Below are 16,560 nucleotides of genomic sequence, written 5' to 3'. Positions count from 1 at the left end.
TCTGATGGTTTCACGACGCGATTTCTTTCTCGGGGCCAGCGCCATCGGCGCTGCGGTGGCCACTTCTTCGGTCAGCAGGGTAGCCATGGCTGCCCTGCCCGAGCCGGTGCTGCAGGCCAGCGCCGACACCCAGCCGCCGCTGCAGCCGGGCAGCGGGCGGCCCTACAACCCGGTAGTGACCCTTAACGGCTGGACCCTGCCATGGCGCATGAACAACGGTGTCAAGGAGTTCCACCTGGTTGCCGAGCCGGTGGTGCGCGAGCTGGCGCCTGGTTACAAGGCCCATCTGTGGGGCTACAACGGCCAGTCGCCGGGGCCGACCATCGAGGTGGTGGAGGGCGACCGAGTGCGCGTCTTCGTCACCAACAAGCTGCCCGAACACACCAGTATCCACTGGCACGGCCAGCGTCTGCCCAACGGCATGGACGGCGTGGCGGGGTTGACCCAGCCGGCGATCCCGGTAGGCAAGACCTTCGTCTACGAATTCGTCGCCCGCCGCCCCGGCACCTTCATGTACCACCCGCACGCCGACGAGATGGTGCAGATGGCCATGGGCATGATGGGCTTCTGGGTCACCCATCCCAGGGAACATCAGCCGTTGATCGCCGAGGTGGACCGCGACTACTGCTTCCTGCTCAGTGCCTACGACATAGAGCCGGGCGCCTACACACCGAAGATCATGCAGATGCTCGACTTCAACCTGTGGACCTTCAATAGCCGCGTATTTCCCGGTATCGACCCGCTGGTGGCGCGCCAGGGCGAGCGTGTGCGCCTGCGCGTCGGCAACCTGACCATGACCAACCACCCGATCCATCTGCACGGCCATGAGTTCGAGGTCACCGGCACCGATGGCGGGCCGACACCGGTCGGCTCACGCTGGCCGGAGGTGACCGCCGACGTTGCGGTGGGGCAGATGCGCCAGCTCGAATTCATCGCCGACGAGGAGGGCGACTGGGCGCTGCACTGTCACAAGAGTCATCACACCATGAACGCCATGGGCCACGACGTACCGACTCTGGTCGGTGTCGATCATCGCGAGATGACCCGCAAGATTGCCAAACTGGTGCCGGACTACATGGTGATGGGCGAGCGCGGCATGGCCGACATGGCGGAGATGCAGATGCCACTACCGGACAACACCGTGCCGATGATGACCGGCGACGGCCCGTTTGGCTCGGTGGAGATGGGCGGCATGTTCACCATGCTCAAGGTGCGCAAGGAACAGGCCGCCGGCGATTACCGCGACCCCGGCTGGTTCAAGCATCCGGCCGGCACGGTGGCTTATGAATGGAAGGGGGCGGCGTTGGCCAGCCCGAGTCGCTCGCACGACGGCGGCGGCCAGTCGATGCCGCTCAAGCAGCCGATCGAGGCGCCGGTGGAGGTTCAGGTGCGTAAGCCGGGCGGTCATGCCGGGCATTGACGGACACTGGAAGTAGAGTGAGTAGGAGCGGCTGGGCGGCATTCCGCTATAGCCGCGAAGCGAACTGACGCAGCGCCCGGTTAAAGGCGTTGCCAGCGCAATTTGAGGAATCCGCAGATGAAACCGATAAAATTTTCCATCCCAATGCTCCTGGTCGGCTTGCTGGTCGCCGCTCCTGCCCTGGCCCACAGCCAGGCGCACGAGGGCCATCACACTCAGGCGACGATCAAGGAACAGAAACCCTGGGGCATCGCCGGTGATGCCGGTGAGGTCGGCCGTACCATCGAGATTCGCATGACCGACCAGATGCGCTTCACCCCGGATCGGCTGCAGGTCAGGCAGGGCGAGACCATCCGTTTCGTTCATCACAACGACGGCAAGATGCTCCACGAGTTCGTGATCGGCACCCGCCAGACGCTGGACGAGCACGCCGCGATGATGCTGCGCTTTCCCGGCATGGAACACGACGAACCCTACATGGCGCATGTGTCGCCGGGTCAAGTCGGCGAGATGATCTGGACTTTCAATCGTGCAGGCGAATTCGATTTTGCCTGCCTGATCGCCGGCCACTACCAGGCTGGCATGGTCGGCACCATCCACGTGCTGGCCGAATGACCTGCGAGAGGAAAAACGCATGAAGAAGCAACTGATGATCACTGCCCTGGCCGCCCTGTTCAGCCTGCCGCTGCTGGCCGCAGACCCCGCGCCGCTGAGTCAGGGCGAGGTACGCAAGGTGGACGTCGCTGCGCAGAAGATCACCCTGCGTCACGGCCCTATTGCCAGTGTTGGCATGCCGCCGATGACCATGGTGTTCGAGGTCGAGAAGCCGGAACTGCTTGAAGGCGTTTCAGCTGGAGAAAAGGTGAGTTTCCAAGTACAGCAACAAGGAAATCGCTACATCGTCACCGAGCTGCATGTCATGAAATAACTAGGGGCGAGCTGGCCCAGGCATTGCGCCTGGGCCAGCAAACACTCAATTCAGGCCGTCGGTCAGGGCCTTGGCAGGCACCAGCTTGACCACTTTCTTGGCCGCGATCTCGATGCTCTTGCCGGTCTGCGGGTTACGGCCGGTGCGGGCTGGGCGCTCGCTTACCTTGAGCTTGCCGATGCCTGGCAGGGTGATCTCACCGTCGTTCTCCAGTGCGTCGCCGACAATTTCGCCCAGCTGATCGATCAGGGTGCGGACTGTGGCTTTGGGCAGGGATACGGCCTCGGCCAGGTCGCTGATCAGTTGGTCTTTGGTGATTGCCATGATGTAACTCCGTTTGCAGGTGAGAGGTTCGGTGCTGCAGACATGGGCTGCACAGCCGAAAACATGGGAACGCTAACATAAAAGGGGTGGTTCGGCAGCGCCGTAACGGGCACTGCCGATAGGGCTTAGTGTCGCATCAGTTCTGGTGGTTCCAGCGTGCGAGCAAAAAACGCAGCCGGCCACTGATGCCGGGGCAGGCGTAGCCACGCACGTAGATGAACGGATCGAAGGGGCTATGCGAATTGGCCATGGTTGCTCCTGAGGTGGCGTGCGCGTGCCTCGGGAATGCTCATCATGGCCGAACTGCGGGATGCGACGAGTGGTGCGAGTAGGAGTGGAGAAGGTTAGCCCAGCGCCACAGGTTTTCCGGGTTTTTGCACGGCCAGACGGCGACTTGGCACGGCTCGACTAAGCTACTGATACTTGCCTAGTGCTGGAGTGCCATCATGTTGCGCGCATTTGCCGATCTGGGGTTCCGTTGGAAGATTGCCCTACCCATTCTGCTCTTGGCTGCCTTGCTGGTAGCGATGGGAACCTTGGGGGTGCGTGGCATCACTCAGGTTGCCGAATCCAGTACCACGCTGACCAATCGTCATCTGCCGGCCATCAGCCTGCTGCTCAATGCCGACCGCGACCTCTACCAGGCCTTCGTTGCCGAGCGCAGTCTGCTCGACGAAGACTCCGGGACGCATTCCGCACAACTGCGCGCCTCACATACGGAGAATTTGCAGCAGGCCTATGACCGTGTGCACAAGTTCGCCGACATGCAGCCGGGCAGCGAGGCGCTGGCACTGGTGGCGGAGTTCGATCGCGGCTTTGAACGTTGGAAGGCGACTTCGTTGCGCGTGCTGGAAATGGCCGGTAGCGATCCCAATGCGGCCAGCCGGCTGAGTTTCGCAGACAGCGAGGCACAGTTCGAAGAGGCGCGCACTGCCATCGACAAGCTCGGTGAGTTGGAAGACAACGCCGCCAATGCCGTTGGCACCGAGGCCATTGCTCGCGGCGAAGCGCTGGTCTGGCAGCAGGGACTGATCATCGCCATAGGCCTGCTGGTGTGCCTGATTCTGGTGGTGGGGTTCCCGCTGTTGGTGACCCGTCCGCTGCATAACCTGCTTTATCGCATCGAACAGATCGCCGACGGTGATGGCGACTTGCGGGTGCGCCTGGACGTGCTCTCCAGGGATGAACTGGGCAAGCTCAGTCATGCCTTCAACCGCTTTCTCGACAAACTGCAGCCATTGATCAAGGAAGTCGGAAGGGTCACGGGTGAGGTGGCCGACTCGGCGCAGAGTCTCGCTGGCATGGCGGCTGCCAATGACCGGTTGATCAGCAGCGAGCACGCGGCGGTCGATCAGGTCAGCACGGCGGCCACCGAAATGAGCGTGGCCGTGCATGAGGTGGCGCGCAATGCGCAGAATGCCGCCGATGCAGCGAGGCACGCTGAAGTGCAGTCACGCGAGGGGGCCCAGGTGGTCGGCGCGACCATTCATTCGATCCGTCAACTGGCCCAGGAAGTGGAGAGCGCCTCCGACACCATCCAGACCCTGGAGCAGGAAACTGCCAACATCGGTGCGGTGCTGGCGGTGATCAAGGGCATTGCCGAACAGACCAACCTGCTGGCGCTCAACGCGGCCATCGAGGCGGCGCGCGCAGGCGAACAGGGTCGTGGTTTCGCCGTGGTCGCCGATGAGGTGCGGGCGCTGGCAGCGCGTACCCAGGAGTCGACCAAGGACATCCAGCAGATGATCGAGCGTCTGCAGGCGGGTGTGCAGAACGCGGTCAAGGCCACGCATTCGGGCAGCGCGCGAGCGCGGCAAAGCGTGGAACAGGCGGCCGGTGTGGACCAGGCGCTGAGCGTGACCGGTGATTCGGTGCAGCGCATCAACGATATGGCCGCGCAGATCGCTACCGCCTGTGAGGAACAGAGCAGCGTCACCGAGGAAATCGCACGCAATATCAGCGACATTCGCGACCTTTCCAACGAAGCGGCGCAGACCTCCGAACAGAGCACGAGGGCCAGCCAGCATCTGTCCGAGTTGTCCCACGGACTGGCCCAGTTGGTGGGGCGTTTCCGGGTGTAACGTGAGTGTCTCGCGTATCTAAGTGTTTGAAGCAGTTGTAAGTTTACGTTTAGCCGTTACAATGGCGCGGCTTGTCGCAATGGCGAGCAGCGTTATGGTGGCCCTGCCGGTCCCCTCGCAACGATTACCCGTCAACCTGGTCAGGCCCGGAAGGGAGCAGCCACAGCGGGAACATCGTGTGCCGGGGTGTGGCTGGTGGGGTCCACCTCCAGTTTTCCAGGCTGTTGCCTCTCCCTTATCCCCATCTTCAGCGCCTATCTGGTGGTTTTTTGCTGTGCGCAAAAAAGCCCGCGCTTTGGGCGCGGGCTTTGGGTGTTTGCAGGCTCAGGCGATGCGGTAATTCAGCACGCTGTCCTGTTCCTTGAGCGTCTTGCGCAGGTCGGCTGGGATATTGCCGGCGCGTACGGCCAGTTCCAGGCGGATTTCTTCCAGGCTCTGGGCGAAGGCATTCTGGTCAGTGATCTGTGGCTTGGCCAGGACGCGGCTGTAGACGGTGCTGTCGCTCTCGTCGAGCAGGGCGAGGATGATGCTGCCGTCCGGTCGTGGTGAGCTGAAGCTGGCACGCAACGGATTGAACAGGTGATCGACGAGCTGTTGGTGGGTGAGTTCCATGTCCTACTCCATCCTGAGGTTGGCCACGTTTGACCTCAGGATGACGACTAAGTTCAGGCGGTGAGCGACTGGCGGGTACGCTCGATCACCTGTTGCAGAGACTCGTCGCTGTACTGGCCTGGGTAAAGACGCTGGCTGTACTGAGCGATACCAGTCTTGTCGACCAGGGTAAAGCTGAAGCTGCCCTTGCGCGTTGCCAGGATGCGGCAATCGAACGGAGCGAAGGCGTGAGTCAGGGTGCTGATGGCTTTCTGAATTTGATGTTGAGCATTCATTTTTCTGGGTATTCCTTTAAAGCATGTGCGCTTCGTTGCGCGTGGTGTAGCTCCATGTGGTTGGCCGAAAAGCGGCCATAGCATGTCAACCGATCGGAGCTTGATTAGCACGATAAAGTTCCATTGTTACGGTTCTTCGGCGTGGTCGGTACGTCGGAGGCAGGCAGAGGAACTGCGCCGATAAACGGCGAGTCGGCCTGATCAGTCAGCAGATGGGATCGGGGAGGGCGGCAGCGCAGAGATGCGCTAGACGTTGAACCGGGAAACCAGCGAGGGGGCGCAAAGGCCTTTAATGACTTACAGCGTGGTACGAACGGCGCAAATGTTAATGCTTTGTGCAAGAAATGACCAGTGTTATTTCTCAAGCTGGGGCGATGCTGCTCCACACAAGCGGGTGGCGGATGCAATTTGCCGGTTGCTCCGCTAGGATTAGCCCACTTTTGCTTTCCTTATATGACGGTTTTCCATGAGTTATCAGGTTCTTGCACGTAAATGGCGTCCGCGCTCGTTCCGCGAAATGGTCGGCCAGACGCATGTGCTCAAAGCCTTGATAAACGCTCTGGACAGTCAGCGCCTGCACCATGCCTATCTGTTCACGGGCACGCGTGGTGTGGGCAAGACTACTATTGCGCGGATCATCGCCAAGTGCCTGAACTGCGAAACCGGCATCAGCTCTACCCCTTGTGGCACCTGCTCGGTCTGTCGGGAAATCGATGAGGGTCGTTTCGTCGACCTGATCGAAGTGGACGCCGCCAGCCGCACCAAGGTCGAAGACACCCGTGAGCTGCTCGATAATGTGCAGTACTCCCCAAGTCGGGGTCGCTTCAAGGTCTACCTGATCGACGAAGTGCACATGCTCTCCACCAGCTCCTTCAACGCCCTGTTGAAGACCCTGGAGGAGCCGCCGCCCCACGTCAAATTTCTGCTCGCCACCACTGATCCACAGAAACTGCCGGTCACCGTGCTGTCGCGCTGCCTGCAGTTCTCGTTGAAGAACATGCCGCCGGAGCGGGTGGTCGAGCACCTGACCCACGTATTGACTGCCGAGAACGTGCCGTTCGAGGACGACGCCCTGTGGTTGCTCGGTCGTGCTGCCGATGGCTCGATGCGCGACGCCATGAGTCTGACCGACCAGGCGATTGCCTTCGGCGAGGGTAAGGTGCTGGCGGCCGATGTGCGCGCCATGCTCGGCACGCTCGATCACGGCCAGGTCTACGGTGTGCTGCATGCGCTGATCGAGGGCGATGCCCGGGCGTTGATCGAGGCGGTGCGTCATCTCGCCGAGCAGGGGCCGGACTGGAATGGCGTGCTGTCGGAGATGCTCAACGTTCTGCACCGCGTTGCGATTGCCCAGGCGCTGCCGGAGGCCGTCGACAATGGCCAGGGAGACCGCGAGCGCGTGCTGCAACTGGCCCAGGCGCTGCCGGCCGAAGACGTGCAGTTCTACTATCAGATGGGTTTGATCGGTCGTCGCGATCTACCCTTGGCGCCTGAACCGCGCGGCGGCTTCGAGATGGTGCTGCTGCGCATGTTGGCCTTCCGCCCGGCGGGCGCCGATGACGCGCCCAGGGTCACGCTAAAGCCCTTGGGGATCAGCCAGGCCACTGCTGATTCCCAACAAAACCCAGTGGCCGGCACCGCTATGCCGGCTCCCGTGGTTTCTGCTCCAGCGCCTGTCATCGCTCCCGTCGTGACTGCGGTGGTCGAGCCGAGCCCTGTTGTGCCGGCAGCGAGTGTCACGCCTGCTGTGAGAGAGCCGGTTCAGCCTGTTGAAGCGCCTGTTGCGCCGGCCGCTAACCTGCCCGCCGAGCCCGAGCCCGAGCCCGAGCCCGCTGTTCCTGTGGTTGATGTGCCTTGGGAAACTACCAGGGCTGCCGAGCCTGTGGCTGAGCCTGCTCAGTCTGTCGCCCTGGCAGAGCCAGAGGTGAAACCCGCAGAGCCAGCAGCCGTGCAAGTTGCTGCGGTCGAAGTGCCCGCACCGGCTGAGATCACGCAGCCAGTAGCCGATGTTGAAGGCGGTGAGGACGAGCCACCGCTCGGCGACTACGATTATGTCGAAATGGACGCCGAGACCCTCGACTACGATTTCGGCCAAGCCGAAGCCGTGACGCAGGCGGTCGAGGAACCGCTACCGGCCGCCAAGCCGGCTACCGGTCTGGCGGCAGAGTGGCTGTCACTGTTCCCGCAGCTTGGCTTGGGCGGCATGACGGGCAGCATCGCTGCCAACTGCACCCTGATCGAAGCCAATGGTGATGACTGGCTGCTGCACCTGGACCCGGCGCACAGCGCGCTGTTCAATCCGACTCAGCAGCGTCGACTCAATGATGCGCTGAACCAGCAGCAGGGGCGCAGCATCAAACTGCGCATCGAGCTTTGCAAGCCCGAGCAGGAAACCCCGGCGCAGGCCGCTGCTCGACGCCGCGCGGACCGCCAGCGCAGTGCCGAGGCATCGATCCATGCCGACCCGCTGGTGCAGCAGATGATTCAGCAGTTCGCCGCCAAGGTGCGCGACGACAGCATCGAACCTATCGATACCCCCAGTTAATTCTGAACACCGAGGAAACCGACATGATGAAAGGTGGCATGGCAGGCCTGATGAAGCAGGCTCAGCAAATGCAGGAAAAGATGCAGAAGATGCAGGAAGAGCTGGCCAACGCTGAAGTCACCGGCCAGTCCGGCGCCGGCCTGGTCAGCGTGGTGATGACCGGTCGTCACGACGTCAAGCGCATCACCCTGGATGACAGCCTGATGCAGGAAGATAAGGAAGTGCTCGAAGACCTGATTGCGGCTGCCGTCAACGACGCGGTGCGCAAGGTCGAGCAGAATAGCCAGGAGAAGATGTCCGGCATGACCGCGGGCATGCAACTCCCCCCCGGCTTCAAAATGCCTTTCTGAGCCTGTGACGCACAGCCGGTACGCATTACTGCGTTGCGAAAGGCCCCGAGCATCCTCATTTACAGACGTAAACTCCGGTGCTCGCGGCCTTTCGCGCCTTGTACTGCATACCGTCTGGTCGCCCCCTCGGATTGCGTGGTGATAATGACGCGCCCACAGCCGAGTCAGGTGGGGGCGTAGCCCGGATGAAATCCGGGGATAGATGTATGTCTCGTTCCCCGGATCGCATCCGGGCCATCAACCTGTAGGAACGCCATGAGTTTCAGCCCTCTGATTCGCCAGTTGATCGACTCCCTGCGCATCCTGCCCGGCGTCGGGCAGAAGACCGCGCAGCGCATGGCGCTGCAGCTGCTCGAGCGTGATCGCAGTGGCGGTCAGCGTCTGGCGCAGGCACTGAATGCGGCGATGGAAGGTGTGGGGCACTGCAAGCGCTGCCGCAGCCTGAGCGAAGACGAGGTCTGCCTGCTGTGCCTGGACGAGCGGCGTGACGACAGCCTGCTGTGTGTGGTGGAAGGTCCGATGGACGTGCATGCCGTGGAGCAGACCGGCTTTCGCGGTCGCTACTTCGTGCTCAAGGGGCATCTGTCACCGCTCGATGGTCTGGGGCCGGAGGCCATCGGTATTCCAGCGCTGCTGGAGCGTATCGATGCCGGTGCTTTCAGTGAAGTGATCCTGGCCACCAATCCGACGGTGGAAGGTGAGGCCACGGCGCACTACATCGCCCAGATCCTTGCCGGCAAAGGTCTGGTCGCCTCGCGTATCGCCCATGGCATGCCGCTGGGTGGTGAGCTGGAGCTGGTCGACGGCGGCACCCTGGCCCATGCACTGGCAGGTCGGCGCCCGATCAACCTGTAAGCAGTCAAACCTCTCGCTTCGCAGTGCCAGTGACCACCGACACTCTGCGCCGCCTCGCTCTGTTGCTCCTGCTTGGAGCGCCTCTGGCCGCACAGGCTCAATGCCCGACCGGGCAGGTGCAGGTGTGTCTGGGCGCTTCCTGCTTGTGCGTGCCCGATCCCGTACGGGTGCGTGAGGACGGCCTGAAGCTGGCTGCGGCGCGTCTCGAAGCCTGGTTGCTGCAATCTCGCCAGGCGGCGCTGCGAGCGGGTGCCGAGCCGATTCCTTTGATGATCCGTGCACAGCTGGCGCCGTTCTACGACGATACGTTGCTTGATGAAGTGCGCTTTCGCGTCGGAATCACCGACGAGATGGACGCCGCCACCGTCATGCTGCAGAACCCCGATGTGCAGGCCGTGACGCTGGTCGACGTAGTGGTTTTCCGCGACGCCGATGCTGCCACCCAGGATGCGGCGCTCTGGGCCCATGAACTGTGGCATGTACAGCAATACCGCGAGTGGGGCACGGATGGCTTCGCCCAGCGTTACACGCGCAATTTCCGGTCGGTTGAAGACCCTGCCTACGTGATGGGCGAGCGGGTTAGAAAGGCCCTGCGCGAGCACAAATGAAACGCTCGCTTGAAAACCAAGCAAGCGCTAGGTTAGGGTGGCCAAAACAATAACGGGAGTACCCGCATGGCCGCCCCTCAATCCTATTTCGATGATTCTCACCAGTTGGTTCGCGATTCCGTTCGCCGCTTCGTCGAGCGCGAGATTCTGCCGCATATCGATGAATGGGAAGAGGCCGAGGAGTTTCCTCGCGAACTGTATCTGAAGGCGGGCGCGGCGGGCATTCTTGGCATTGGTTACCCCGAGCAGTATGGCGGCAGCCATGAGGGCGACGTATTCGCCAAGGTCGCGGCCAGCGAAGAGCTGATGCGTTGTGGTTCCGGCGGCCTGGTGGCCGGGCTCGGTTCGCTGGATATCGGGCTGCCGCCTATCGTCAAATGGGCCAAGCCGGCTGTACGTGAAACTGTGGTGGCGCAGGTGTTGGCTGGCGAGAAGATCATGGCGCTGGCGGTGACCGAGCCCAGCGGTGGCTCCGACGTGGCCAGTCTCAAGACCTGCGCCGTACGCGACGGCGATCATTACCGTATCAATGGCAGCAAGACCTTCATCACCAGCGGCGTGCGTGCCGATTACTACACGGTCGCTGTGCGTACCGGCGGTGAAGGCTTCGGTGGTGTGAGTCTGCTGTTAGTAGAGAAGGGTACGCCGGGCTTCAGTGTGGGCCGTAAGCTGAAGAAGATGGGGTGGTGGGCGTCCGATACCGCCGAGTTGTTCTTCGATGACTGCAAGGTGCCGGTGGATAACCTGATCGGTGCAGAGAACGCCGGCTTCGCCTGCATCATGGCCAACTTCCAGAGTGAACGTCTGAGCCTGGCGATCATGGCCAACATGACCGCGCAACTGGCGTTGGAGGAGTCGCTGAAATGGGCGCGCGAACGCCAGGCGTTCGGCAAGCCAATAGGCAAGTTCCAGGTGCTCAAGCATCGCCTGGCCGAGATGGCGACGCAGCTTGAGGTCTCCCGCGAATTCACCTACCGGCAGGCTGTGCAGATGGCCGCCGGCAGGAGCGTGATCAAGGAGATCTCCATGGCCAAGAACTTCGCCACCGATATCGCCGACCGTCTGACTTACGATGCCGTGCAGATCATGGGCGGCATGGGTTACATGCGTGAATCTCTCGTCGAGCGCCTGTACCGCGACAATCGCATCCTCTCTATCGGTGGTGGTACGCGCGAGATCATGAACGAGATCATCGCGAAGCAGATGGGGCTGTAGCCGGGCGCGCAGTGGAAGGGGTTTTAGCTGCGATCAGAGGCGCTGCTGAGCGCCGTCGCCGCTAAAGCGCCTTCTACAGAAGAGAGCGTTCAGGAAGCTTGCTGATTCTGCGCTGCCTGGCGCAGGCGGGCTATGTCGCGTTGCGGCGGGTCGCCGAACAGACGGCTGTACTCGCGGCTGAACTGCGATGGGCTTTCATAACCAACGCGGTAGCTGGCCGCTGCCGCCTCCAGGTTGTCGCACAGCATCAGTCGCCGGGCTTCCTGCAAGCGCAGCTGCTTCTGATACTGCAGTGGGCTGAACGCCGTGACGGCCTTGAATCTATGGTGCAGGGTCGAGGGGCTCAGGTTCACCTCTCGGGCGAGCTCCTCGATGCGCAGTGGCTGATCGAAGTTCTTGCGCAGCCACTCGATGGCGCGGGAGATGCGCTGGCTCTGGCTATCGGCGATGACCACTTCATGCAGGCGGTGGCCCTGCGGGCTAAGCAGCATGCGGTAGAAAATCTCGCGCAATGCCAGTGGCGCCAGCATGGCGATGTCGCGCGGGGTTTCCAGCAGGCGCAGCAGACGAATCACCGCATCCAGCAAGCGCGGGTCGAGACGATCGAGAAACAGCGCCCGTTGCGAGGCGGCATCAGGGGCCGGAATGGGTGGCATCTCGGTGATCAAGCTGCTGATCAATGCCGGATCTATCTCCAGTGCGAGGCTCAGGTATGGCGCTTCCGGACTGGCTTCGATCACTCGGCCGGTGACTGGCAATACCACCGATGCCACCAGGTAATTCAACGGATCATAAACATAGAGTTCGTCACCCAGACGAATCTCCTTGCGGCCCTGGGCGATGATGCACAGGCACGGGTCGTAGACCGTCTGCATCGGCAGGCTGGGTGTTGTGGCGCGCGCCAGTTTCAGGCCGGGGATGGCGGTGAGGTGTAAGCCATCCTCGGGGACGAAGCGCTCGACCAGACGTGCCATTTCGTGGCTCAGCTCGGCAAGTGGGGTGTCGAGAGTTGTGGCGGTGTGAATGGGTGAATGCATAGCGCGCCTCCGGAAAGTCAGCGAAGCCTAGCCAGGTTTTTCAGGCAAGTCATGAGGGGCGGCAGGATTAGGCAAATATTTGCCAGTAATGGGCAAATAGCCAGTGATACAGAGTATTTCAAGGAATGCTTCGGCTCTGCGCACCACGCTGATGCAATTCCCTGCATTGCAGGTTTAGGCAAGAATTTACCAGTAATCGACTAACGCTCTGATGACTTTCTGCCTGATCTTTGTAGCCATCGAGCGGTGCCTCTGCGCGGCTCGAACGCATGCAGTAGCGACATCACCCGCTGAACGGTGCCCACACGTGAAGAAAGGAGCGAGCCATGTCCAGTAAATGGTTGATCGCGCCGCTGACCCTGTTGTTGCTCGCCACTGCCTGGCTCGACTCACGAGCCGTTGGCGAAGCGGCTTTTGCAGAGCCGGACGCAGCGCCCCATGTTTTGCAGCGAAACGCTGCCGGTATGTATTGATTCAACTCCAGGAGGTTGCCATGAGCATCATTCACCGTATGACCGTTCGCGCCCGCCACGACCGTTCAAATCGGTTGGGGCAGTGCCTGGCGCGGTTGCATGAGGTCGGCCGGGATATCCCGGGTTGCGAACGCCTACATGTGTTCTCTCTGCGCGCTGACCCGTTGATCTGGCAGGTAGAAGGGCAGTGGCGCTCGGCAGCGGCACGCGACGCTTTCCTCGGTAGCGAAGGCCTGCGCCAGGTGGTGGCCCAGGCGATAGACGAAGGGCTGTTCACTCATCTCGAGTGTGGTATGGAGTTGCAGCAGCAAGTCGCCTGAGCCGCTCAGGCTTGCCTTTGTGAAATTATCTCTATAGATTTTCATGAAATTAATTATTTTAAATTTCATGAGTCGTCTATGTTTCGTCATGCCAGTGAGCACGTCGACAGCTATTACGCCCATAGCTGCAAGGATCGACTGACGCATCATCCAGTACTGCAAGGTGATCTGCAGTGCGAGGTGCTGGTGATCGGTGCCGGTTTCAGTGGCCTGCACACCGCCTTGCGCCTGGCCGAAGCGGGACGCAGAGTCATTCTGCTGGAGGCCAGTCGCGTGGCCTGGGCAGCCTCTGGACGCAACGGCGGGCAGGCGATTCTGGGCTGGTCGTGCGATATGCCGCCGCTGGAAAAAGCGCTGGGCATCGAACGCGCTCGCCGTCTGTGGGACAGCATGACCTGGGCAGCCCACGAGCTGCGTGAACTGCCCCAGCGCCATGGCTTCGACTGCGATTACCACCATGGTCATTTGTGGACGGCAGTATTGCCCCGACGCGTGGCATTGCTGCATGAGTGGCAGGAGGAAGCCGCCTATAAATGGGGGCACCGCGCGCTGCAGTTCGTGTCGCGTGAACAGATGCCGCAATGGGTCGCCAGCGAGCGTTACCGCGCCGGCCTCTATGACCCCGAGGCAGGGCATCTCAACCCGCTCAAGTTGGCGCTCGGTCTGGCCGAGGCCTTCGTTCGGGCCGGTGGGCAGATCTTCGAGCAGAGCCGCGTGCTGACCCAGGATGTGCATGGCGGCGGCTACCGCGTGCGCACCGAGCAGGGTAGTGTGCAGGCCGACAATCTGGTGCTGGCTTGCAACACCTATATCGATCGCCTGGAGCCACGCCTGGCTCGGCGCATCCTGCCGGTCGGTACCTACCAGATCGCCACCGAACCGCTGGGCGCCGAGCGCGCTGAAGCACTGTTACCGCGCAACGCCTGCGTGACCGATAACCAGTTCGTGCTCGATTACTTCCGCCGTACCCCGGATCACCGCCTGCTGTTCGGCGGTGGCTGCACCTACCTGGGTGGTTTGCCAAGGGACATGGCAGCCGCCACCCGGCCTTTCCTCGAGCGCGTGTTCCCGCAGCTGTCAGGTGTGACCATCGACTTTGCCTGGGGCGGGCATATCGACGTGACCCGTAGCCGTACCCCGGATATCGGCGGCGAGAACGGTCGCTACTGGCTGCAGGGCTTTTCCGGTCACGGTGTGCTGCCGACCCTGGCGGCGGCGCGGGCAGTCAGTGATGCCATTCTCGGCAATGACGACGAACTGGCGCTGTACCAGCAACTGCGCAATCGCCAATTCCCATTCGGCGAGCGCCTGGCGGCGCCGCTCGAGGCCATCGGCAAGGCCTGGTATCGACTCAGGGACTATTTCTGATATGGACAAGAATCTGGAGATGGCGGCCCTTGCCGTGCTCATCCACGACCTGCGCAAGCACAAGAAGGTCACCTTGAACGAACTGGCCGAGCGAATCGGTCGTTCCGTGGGCTTTCTCTCGCAGGTCGAGCGTGGCCTGTCGCGTCCGACGGTGGAGGATCTGACCGCCATCAGTGAGGCGCTCGACGTACCCACCACCTATTTCTACAGCCTGCCCAAGCCCAAGGCGCTGGACTGGGTTACCCGGCCGGACGAGCGCCGCACCCTGTACCTGGCCGGCGGTATCACCGACATCATGGCGTCACCCACGCTGCAAGGCGCCTTCATGGTGGTCGACAGCCTGCTCGAGCCTGGTGCCAGCAGTGGCGAACGGCAGATGAGCGACCGCTCGGAGCAGGCCGGCTACGTGCTCGAGGGGCAGCTGACCCTGTGGCTGGGCGAGGACGAACAGAGCGCCACCCTGTATCCCGGCGATGCCTTTCAGGTGCCGAGCTACGCGCGCTTGCGCTATGCCAACCAGGGCGACACGCCTGCGCGCGTGCTGTGGATCTACACCTGAACCTACTCGTGAACCGGAAATAACCATAATGAACGCCACCCGAGTCGAGCTGCTCGATGAAGTCCGCCAATTTCGCCTGGCCCATCCCGAGGTGCGCTTCGTCGACCTGATCTGCCTGGACATCCCCGGGCACTTCTATGGCAAGCGCTATCCCATCGAGATGCTGGAAAAGGTCGCCGCAGGCAGCGCCCTGAAGCTGCCGCAAAACTGTGTGCTGCTCGGCGCCCAGGGTGGGCTCTACGAGATCGGCGATTACTGCTTTCATGACGGCGACCCGGATGCGCCACGGCGACTGATTCCCGGCACGCTCAAGCTGGTGAACTGGGAGCGCCAGCCGCTGGGGCAGATGCTGATCAGCTCCGATGGCACCGAAGCGCCCATCGAGTTCGAGCCGCGCGAGGTGTTGGCGCGCGTGGTGCAGCGCCTGGCCGCACGCGGCATTCGCCCGGTGGTGGCGTTCGAGCTGGAGTTCTACCTGTTCGACAAGGCGCTCAAGGACGGCTTGCCGCAGTACCCGCGCGATGATCTGAGTGGTGATGCCGATGATCAGCCGAACATGCATATCGAGCGGCTCTCGCGCTTCGCCGACGTGCTCGACGACATCACCGAGACCGCACGCCTGCAGGGCATCGATACCACGGTGATCACCGCCGAGATCGGCCCGGGACAGTTCGAGATCAACTTCAGCCACAACACCGACCCGCTGCAGGCGGCCGACTGGTCGGCGCTGTTCTGTCGGCTGACCCGTGGCGTGGCGCTCAAATACGGCCATCGCGCCAGCTTCATGGCCAAGCCGTACCTGCAGTATCCGGGCAGTGGCATGCACATCCATGTCAGCCTGTACGACGAAGCCGGTGACAACCTGCTGACGCGTGATGAGCAGCGCCCGCTGCGTCATGCCGTGGCAGGCTGCCTGAATCTGCTGCCGGAGTTGATGCCGATCTACGCGCCGAACCACAACAGCTACCGCCGCTTCGGCGCCCAGGTGAACTCGGCGAGCCAGGCCAGTTGGGGCTTCGAGGATCGCGACGCCTGCGTGCGCATCCCCGAGTCGGACGCGCGCAACCTGCGTCTGGAGTTCCGCCTGCCGGGCGCCGATGCCAACCCCTATCTGGTGCTGGCAGCATTGCTGACCAGTATCGAGCATGGCCTCGACGCCAAGGTCGAGCCCATCGCACCCCTGAATGACGACCGCGAAAGCGGCGTCGACTTTCCCAAGGACATGCTCGACGCCGTGCGCCGCATGCAGACCAGCGAGCGCGTCGCTGCTGGCCTCGGCAGTGAGTTCGTCATGGTCTATTGCGAGAACAAACGCCAGGATCACCTGGCCTTCATGCACGACATCAACGCCAGGGAATATCGCTGGTATCTCTGATGTCACGGATAGAAGGAGGCGCCATGAACAACGCCCAGAACAACCCGAAAACCGCCCACTGGCAGGCCCTGAGCCAGGCCCACCACCTGGCGCCGTTCAGTGATTACAAGCAACTGGCCGAGAAGGGCCCACGCATCATCACTGAAGCCAAGGGTGTGCACCTGTGGGACAGCGAGGGCAACAAGATCCTCGATGGCATGGCCGGTCTGTGGTGT

General features: G+C 62.1%; 18 protein-coding genes, 1 other RNA gene and 2 pseudogenes. 17 read left to right on the top strand and 4 right to left on the bottom strand.

From position 1 onward, the window contains the following. The first annotated feature begins 4 nt into the window (after window positions 1-4). The 3 genes from H3221_RS08445 to H3221_RS08435 all read left to right on the top strand — a co-directional run bounded on the left by H3221_RS08445 (window position 5) and on the right by H3221_RS08435 (window position 2,348). On the top strand, window positions 5-1,420 hold the full coding sequence (locus tag H3221_RS08445; RefSeq protein WP_196474169.1) for a multicopper oxidase family protein: 1,416 nt from the start codon (window positions 5-7) through the stop codon (window positions 1,418-1,420). A 117-nt stretch (window positions 1,421-1,537) separates the two neighbouring features. Then, the gene (locus tag H3221_RS08440; RefSeq protein ID WP_196474170.1) at window positions 1,538-2,035 is read left to right on the top strand and encodes a cupredoxin domain-containing protein; all 498 of its coding nucleotides are present in this window, start codon (window positions 1,538-1,540) and stop codon (window positions 2,033-2,035) included. Between the two features lie 19 nt (window positions 2,036-2,054). Beyond that, on the top strand, window positions 2,055-2,348 hold the full coding sequence (locus H3221_RS08435; RefSeq protein ID WP_196474171.1) for a copper-binding protein: 294 nt from the start codon (window positions 2,055-2,057) through the stop codon (window positions 2,346-2,348). Between the two features lie 45 nt (window positions 2,349-2,393). Here H3221_RS08435 and H3221_RS08430 read toward each other — a convergent pair whose 3' ends face one another. Continuing rightward, entirely contained in the window at window positions 2,394-2,672 is a 279-nt protein-coding gene (locus H3221_RS08430) for an HU family DNA-binding protein (RefSeq protein ID WP_072424786.1), read from the bottom strand. Between the two features lie 446 nt (window positions 2,673-3,118). Between H3221_RS08430 and H3221_RS25790 the strand changes: the two are divergent. The 3 genes and pseudogenes from H3221_RS25790 to ffs form a co-directional block, all read left to right on the top strand. Further along, window positions 3,119-3,895: pseudogene (locus H3221_RS25790) on the top strand (MCP four helix bundle domain-containing protein); the annotation flags it as partial. A gap of 78 nt (window positions 3,896-3,973) precedes the next feature. Next, window positions 3,974-4,753 (top strand): methyl-accepting chemotaxis protein, encoded by a 780-nt coding sequence (locus tag H3221_RS25785; RefSeq protein ID WP_370604793.1) that lies wholly within the window; start codon window positions 3,974-3,976, stop codon window positions 4,751-4,753. Between the two features lie 104 nt (window positions 4,754-4,857). Then, an RNA gene (gene ffs / locus H3221_RS08420) (signal recognition particle sRNA small type) lies at window positions 4,858-4,954 on the top strand. A 123-nt stretch (window positions 4,955-5,077) separates the two neighbouring features. Here the strand turns inward: ffs and H3221_RS08415 are convergent. Both H3221_RS08415 and H3221_RS08410 read right to left on the bottom strand, forming a co-directional pair. Then, window positions 5,078-5,365, bottom strand: a complete 288-nt coding sequence (locus tag H3221_RS08415; RefSeq protein ID WP_196474173.1) for a DUF3509 domain-containing protein — start codon at window positions 5,363-5,365, stop codon at window positions 5,078-5,080. A 53-nt stretch (window positions 5,366-5,418) separates the two neighbouring features. Further along, window positions 5,419-5,640 (bottom strand): hypothetical protein, encoded by a 222-nt coding sequence (locus tag H3221_RS08410; protein WP_037004057.1) that lies wholly within the window; start codon window positions 5,638-5,640, stop codon window positions 5,419-5,421. 466 nt (window positions 5,641-6,106) lie between these two features. Here H3221_RS08410 and dnaX point away from each other — a divergent pair, with 466 nt between their 5' ends. The 5 genes from dnaX to H3221_RS08385 all read left to right on the top strand — a co-directional run bounded on the left by dnaX (window position 6,107) and on the right by H3221_RS08385 (window position 11,213). After that, window positions 6,107-8,185 (top strand): DNA polymerase III subunit gamma/tau, encoded by a 2,079-nt coding sequence (dnaX, locus tag H3221_RS08405; protein ID WP_196474174.1) that lies wholly within the window; start codon window positions 6,107-6,109, stop codon window positions 8,183-8,185. Window positions 8,186-8,208: 23 nt separating this feature from the next. After that, window positions 8,209-8,535 carry a YbaB/EbfC family nucleoid-associated protein gene (locus tag H3221_RS08400; protein ID WP_003460931.1) on the top strand — a complete coding sequence of 109 codons (327 nt, stop codon included), beginning with the start codon at window positions 8,209-8,211 and terminating at the stop codon, window positions 8,533-8,535. A gap of 255 nt (window positions 8,536-8,790) precedes the next feature. After that, entirely contained in the window at window positions 8,791-9,390 is a 600-nt protein-coding gene (gene recR / locus H3221_RS08395; protein WP_196474175.1) for a recombination mediator RecR, read from the top strand. Between the two features lie 29 nt (window positions 9,391-9,419). Further along, window positions 9,420-9,998: an eCIS core domain-containing protein gene (locus H3221_RS08390; RefSeq protein WP_196474176.1), complete on the top strand. Its 579-nt coding sequence runs from the start codon at window positions 9,420-9,422 to the stop codon at window positions 9,996-9,998. Window positions 9,999-10,064: 66 nt separating this feature from the next. Beyond that, a complete protein-coding gene (locus tag H3221_RS08385; protein WP_196474177.1) occupies window positions 10,065-11,213 on the top strand; it encodes an acyl-CoA dehydrogenase family protein in 1,149 nt (382 codons plus the stop codon). An 89-nt stretch (window positions 11,214-11,302) separates the two neighbouring features. On the opposite strand, the gene H3221_RS08380 is transcribed toward H3221_RS08385, so the two are convergent. Continuing rightward, entirely contained in the window at window positions 11,303-12,250 is a 948-nt protein-coding gene (locus H3221_RS08380) for an AraC family transcriptional regulator (protein ID WP_196474178.1), read from the bottom strand. Window positions 12,251-12,576: 326 nt separating this feature from the next. Between H3221_RS08380 and H3221_RS08375 the strand changes: the two genes are divergently transcribed. The 6 genes and pseudogenes from H3221_RS08375 to H3221_RS08350 form a co-directional block, all read left to right on the top strand. Beyond that, on the top strand, window positions 12,577-12,723 hold the full coding sequence (locus H3221_RS08375; RefSeq protein ID WP_017677236.1) for a hypothetical protein: 147 nt from the start codon (window positions 12,577-12,579) through the stop codon (window positions 12,721-12,723). Window positions 12,724-12,743: 20 nt separating this feature from the next. Next, on the top strand, window positions 12,744-13,043 hold the full coding sequence (locus H3221_RS08370; protein WP_196474179.1) for an antibiotic biosynthesis monooxygenase: 300 nt from the start codon (window positions 12,744-12,746) through the stop codon (window positions 13,041-13,043). A gap of 78 nt (window positions 13,044-13,121) precedes the next feature. Then, window positions 13,122-14,411: an NAD(P)/FAD-dependent oxidoreductase gene (locus H3221_RS08365; RefSeq protein ID WP_196474180.1), complete on the top strand. Its 1,290-nt coding sequence runs from the start codon at window positions 13,122-13,124 to the stop codon at window positions 14,409-14,411. Between the two features lies 1 nt (window position 14,412). After that, window positions 14,413-14,970: a helix-turn-helix domain-containing protein gene (locus H3221_RS08360; protein WP_196474181.1), complete on the top strand. Its 558-nt coding sequence runs from the start codon at window positions 14,413-14,415 to the stop codon at window positions 14,968-14,970. Window positions 14,971-14,998: 28 nt separating this feature from the next. Further along, window positions 14,999-16,345 carry a glutamine synthetase family protein gene (locus H3221_RS08355; RefSeq protein ID WP_196474182.1) on the top strand — a complete coding sequence of 449 codons (1,347 nt, stop codon included), beginning with the start codon at window positions 14,999-15,001 and terminating at the stop codon, window positions 16,343-16,345. Between the two features lie 23 nt (window positions 16,346-16,368). Further along, window positions 16,369-16,560 (top strand): annotated as a pseudogene (locus H3221_RS08350) (aspartate aminotransferase family protein); the annotation flags it as partial.

Source organism: Pseudomonas chaetocerotis, assembly GCF_015712105.2.
Taxonomy (GTDB): Bacteria; Pseudomonadota; Gammaproteobacteria; order Pseudomonadales; family Pseudomonadaceae; genus Aquipseudomonas; species Aquipseudomonas chaetocerotis.
The sequence above is the reverse complement of the archived record's forward strand: the minus strand, read 5'-3'. Positions and strand labels throughout refer to the sequence as shown.